This is a genomic window from Pseudomonas cichorii, from assembly GCF_019719005.1.
Classification (GTDB): Bacteria; Pseudomonadota; Gammaproteobacteria; order Pseudomonadales; family Pseudomonadaceae; genus Aquipseudomonas; species Aquipseudomonas cichorii_E.
Genome location: NZ_JAIGPJ010000049.1, coordinates 26,586 through 30,651, shown reverse-complemented (window position 1 = coordinate 30,651; position 4,066 = coordinate 26,586). Strand labels below are relative to the sequence as shown.

The 4,066-nt window shown below is 55.5% G+C and carries 3 protein-coding genes; 2 read left to right on the top strand and 1 reads right to left on the bottom strand.

All coding sequences use genetic code 11. The features are described 5' to 3' along the window. Window positions 1-104: 104 nt before the first annotated feature. Window positions 105-1,304, bottom strand: coding sequence for a tyrosine--tRNA ligase (gene tyrS / locus K5D32_RS24110; RefSeq protein ID WP_221602068.1), 1,200 nt, complete (start codon window positions 1,302-1,304; stop codon window positions 105-107). A 202-nt stretch (window positions 1,305-1,506) separates the two neighbouring features. Between tyrS and K5D32_RS24105 the strand changes: the two genes are divergently transcribed. Further along, complete coding sequence (locus K5D32_RS24105) at window positions 1,507-2,925, top strand: peptidoglycan DD-metalloendopeptidase family protein (RefSeq protein WP_221578695.1); 1,419 nt, start codon at window positions 1,507-1,509, stop codon at window positions 2,923-2,925. A 3-nt stretch (window positions 2,926-2,928) separates the two neighbouring features. After that, the gene (locus tag K5D32_RS24100; RefSeq protein WP_198728604.1) at window positions 2,929-4,023 is read left to right on the top strand and encodes an anhydro-N-acetylmuramic acid kinase; all 1,095 of its coding nucleotides are present in this window, start codon (window positions 2,929-2,931) and stop codon (window positions 4,021-4,023) included. Window positions 4,024-4,066: the final 43 nt, after the last annotated feature.

Below are 4,066 nucleotides of genomic sequence, written 5' to 3'. Positions count from 1 at the left end.
AACTTGCAAACTATTGATTTACAAGGCTTTTTCAGTTCCGTCTGCGCCGGAAGTGGGGCGAATTATAGAGAGATTAAATCGCCCGTCAACCGTTAATTTAACTTTTATTCCAAAACCAGGGTAATGCGCCCAAAAGCCTTCTTGCCAGCCTGGCAAACATGGGTAGTCCCGACCTTGAAAACAAAGCTGCGATCAACAACCTCACCATCTATACGCACACCACCGGAAGCCAGCAGATCACGAGCGACAGCAGAGTTCTTCACCAGGCCTGCCTTATTAAGGACGGCGGCCACCGGCATATCTTCAGTAGCACCTACAGAAATTTCCGGCAGATCGTCTGGCAACTCACCATCCTTCATACGATTACCCGCAGAACGATGCGCAGTTGCCGCAGCCTCTTCACCATGGAAGCGAGCCACGATCTCTTCAGCGAGTTTGATCTTGATGTCACGAGGGTTGGCACCTGCTTCGCATGCAGCCTTGAACTCATTGATCTCTTCCATGGAGCGGAAGCTCAACAATTCAAAGTAACGCCACATCAGAGCATCCGGGATAGAAACCAGCTTGCTATAGATGACGCCCGGCGCCTCCTGGATACCTACATAGTTACCCAGCGACTTGGACATCTTCTTGACGCCGTCCAGCCCTTCCAGCAAAGGCATGGTCAGAATGCATTGCGCTTCCTGGCCATATGAACGCTGGAGTTCACGCCCCATCAGGAGGTTGAATTTCTGATCGGTACCGCCAAGCTCGACATCCGCACGCAACGCGACCGAGTCATAGCCTTGCACCAGCGGATACAGGAACTCATGGATGGCGATTGGCTGGCTGCCTTTATAGCGCTTGTCGAAGTCGTCACGCTCCAGCATCCGCGCAACGGTGTACTGCGAAGACAGGCGAATGAAGTCAGCAGGACTGAGTTTGTCCATCCAGGTGGAGTTGAACGCAACTTCGGTCTTGGCCGGATCAAGGATCTTGAAAACCTGAGCCTTGTAAGTCTCGGCGTAATCCAGAACCTGCTCGCGAGTCAGCGGAGGACGAGTAGCACTCTTGCCGCTCGGATCACCGATCATCCCGGTGAAGTCACCGATCAGGAAAATGACCTGATGCCCCAGATCCTGGAACTGGCGAAGCTTATTAATAAGGACAGTGTGACCCAGATGCAGGTCAGGTGCCGTTGGATCGAACCCTGCCTTGATACGCAGCGGCTGACCGCGCTTGAGTTTGGCGACCAGTTCGGCCTCGACCAGGAGTTCATCCGCGCCACGCTTTATAAGCGCAAGCTGCTCTTCAACCGACTTCATATCAGCCCCCAATTTAAAGGGAACCAACCATACAAGATCAGAGCCCAATTACAAGTTTTTGCCCAGCACACAGCCACGAATCGGATACCGATACGTCAGCAGGGTTGCTTCGTGCTGGATTTGGTTATATTTTATACAGTTATTTCATCTTCATCATGTCATTCATCTTTTCCATTTCACCTTTTTCAAAGTCAAATTACCTATGATCGACACACCACCGCCTAAAGCGCCCCCGCTTTATCCGAAGAGTCACCTGCTCGCTGCCAGCGGCATCGCCGCCCTGCTGAGCCTGGCACTTCTGGTATTCCCTTCCAGCGAAGTTGAAGCAAAACGAACCAATCTGGTTCTGGATCTGGAAGCACCCACAGATCAGAACGCACAAGACCAAGACGCTCAGCAAGCAGCTCAAGCCACACCTGACAGCACTGTTTCACCCTTTGCCCAGGTCGATAACGGCGAAGATCAGTCTCAGGAAAACGCTTCTGCTCAGCCAACCCCGGCTACAGACATAAAAAGCCCGAACCACAAGGAAGTTGTGGTCTCCAAGGGCGATACCCTTTCCACACTGTTTGAAAAGGTCGGCCTGCCAGCCACGACCGTGCATGAAGTCATGGCCAGCGACAAACAGGCCAAACAGTTCAGCAAACTGCAGAACGGTCAGGTTCTACAGTTCGAGCTCTCCTCCGACGGTCAGCTCAAGCAGTTGCACAGCAAGCTCAGCGAACTGGAAACCATCAGCCTCTCGAAAACGGATGCCGGTTTCACGTTCAGCCGCGAAGTCAGCAAACCCACCGTCCGCGAGACTTATGCTCACGCGGTCATCAACAGTTCGCTGTCCTTGTCGGCACAGCGCGCCGGCCTGTCCCACAGCATGACCATGGACATGGCCAATATCTTTGGCTACGACATCGACTTCGCCCAGGACATCCGCAAGGGCGACGAATTCGATGTGGTTTATGAGCAGAAAGTCGTCAATGGCAAGACCGTAGGCACCGGCAATATCCTGTCCGCCCGCTTTACCAACCGCGGCAAGACCTACACCGCCATTCGCTACACCAACAAGCAAGGCAATACCAATTACTACACCGCTGACGGCAACAGCATGCGCAAAGCCTTCATCCGCACGCCGGTGGACTTCGCCCGCATCAGCTCTATGTTCTCCATGGGCCGCAAGCACCCTATCCTGAACAAGATCCGCGCCCACAAAGGCGTCGACTATGCAGCACCACGCGGTACGCCGATCAAGGCAACTGGCGATGGTAAGGTGCTTCTCGCCGGACGTCGCGGCGGATACGGCAACACCGTCATCATTCAGCACGGCGAGACTTACCGCACGCTGTACGGACACATGCAAGGCTTCGCCAAAGGCGTACAAACCGGCGGCAGCGTCAAGCAGGGTCAGGTAATCGGCTATATTGGAACAACCGGCTTGTCGACAGGCCCGCACTTGCACTATGAATTCCAGGTCAATGGCGTGCACGTCGATCCACTGGGTCAGAAACTTCCGATGGCGGACCCGATCGCCAAATCCGAAAAACAGCGGTTCATGCAGCAAAGCCAACCGTTGATGGCGCGCATGGACCATGACAAGGCCACTACACTGGCCTCTAATAAAAGGTAATCCATGGCCTTCTTCTATATAGGTGTGATGTCCGGCAGCAGCCTCGATGGGATAGATATCGCCCTATTGGAGCAGGATGACCGTCCAAGGCTTCTGGCAACTCATTACATTCCGATGCCGGAAGATCTGTATACCGAGTTGCTCGGCCTTTGCTCCAGCGGCGCAGATGAATTGGCACGCGCCGCCATTGCCGAGCAGAAGTGGGTGAAGCTGGTAGCGCAAGGCATAGCCACCTTGCTGCAAGAGCAGAACATGGTTGCCGGACAGATACGTGCCATCGGCAGCCACGGCCAGACCATCCGTCATGAGCCGGGACGCGGCTTCAGCATCCAGATCGGCAACCCTGCCCTGCTTGCCGAACTGACCGAAATTACCGTCGTCAGCGACTTCCGCCGTCGCGATATCGCTGCTGGCGGCCAGGGCGCGCCACTGGTGCCTGCGTTCCATGAAGCGCTGTTCGATGACAACAAGGACCGCCGCGCAGTATTGAACATCGGTGGTTTCAGCAACCTGAGCATCATCGAGTCGGACCGTCCGGTTTCCGGCTTCGATTGCGGACCGGGCAACGTGCTGCTGGATGCCTGGATTCAGTCGCAGCGTCATCAGAGCTTCGACAAGGATGGCGCATGGGCTGCCAGTGGCCAGGTTGACCCTGCGCTGCTCAAGGGATTGTTGAGCGATCAGTTCTTCCTGACCAAAGGCCCGAAGAGCACCGGCCGTGAAGTCTTCAACCTCGGCTGGCTGCATCATCACCTGTTCCAGTTGCCGACCGTTGCTCCGGAGAACGTACAGGCGACACTGCTTGAGCTGACGGCTTTGACGATTACAGAGTCTCTGCAAGCGGCGCAATCAAGCACTTCAGAGCTTCTGGTGTGCGGCGGCGGCGCCCATAACGTGGCGCTGATGGACAGGCTGGCAGCGCTGTTGCCTGAGACGAAAGTCAGCAGCACCGCAAAATTCGGTGTGGATCCTGACTGGGTCGAAGCCATGGCGTTTGCCTGGCTGGCGCATTGCTGCCTTGAAAGCGTACCGGCCAACCGGCCAACCGTGACCGGAGCCAGAGGGTTGCGGGTTCTGGGCGCTATTTATCCCGCCTGACCGAAGCCACAATGAAAAACGCCGCGGGATTATGCGGCGGTTT

What these genes read in the sequence shown, in the direction of transcription:
- K5D32_RS24105 (WP_221578695.1), top strand. Translation starts at nt 1,507, where the DNA reads ATGATCGACACACCACCGCCTAAAGCGCCCCCGCTTTATCCGAAGAGT.
- K5D32_RS24100 (WP_198728604.1), top strand. Translation starts at nt 2,929, where the DNA reads ATGGCCTTCTTCTATATAGGTGTGATGTCCGGCAGCAGCCTCGATGGG.
- tyrS (WP_221602068.1), bottom strand. Translation starts at nt 1,304, where the DNA reads ATGAAGTCGGTTGAAGAGCAGCTTGCGCTTATAAAGCGTGGCGCGGAT.